Annotated in this window: 1 pseudogene; it reads right to left on the bottom strand. The window is 69.6% G+C overall.

The features are described 5' to 3' along the window. Positions 1-388, bottom strand: a pseudogene (locus AC5WS8_RS39425) (alpha-1,4-glucan--maltose-1-phosphate maltosyltransferase); the annotation flags it as partial.

The raw sequence follows: 388 nt of genomic DNA, 5'->3' as shown, positions 1-388 counted from the left end.
ATCGTCCCCAGATCCGGATGCACCGCGTCATGACCGCCCTCCGGCGACCCGATCGCCCACGGCACCCCCACATCACCCGGCCCCGCCGACAACGAGTTGTTCGGCCCCTTGCGAAACGTCGACCCGATCGGATGAATCGGCGGCAGATACACCACGTCGAAACCCATCCCCGCGATCACCGGCAACCGCCGCGCCGCCGTACGGAACGTCCCGTGCGGCCGCTCCGCCGTCCCCTCCGACCGCGGGAAGAACTCGTACCACGACCCGAACAACGCCCGCTCCCGCTCCACCACCAACGGCAACGGCTCGGACGACGTGACCAGTTCACGCAACGGATACCGCCCCAGCACCCCGTCCACCTCAGGCGTCAACGCCGCCGCGAGACGGG

The sequence above is a fragment of the Streptomyces sp. PTL18 genome (assembly GCF_059510295.1).
This window is presented reverse-complemented; position numbering and strand designations above follow the sequence as displayed.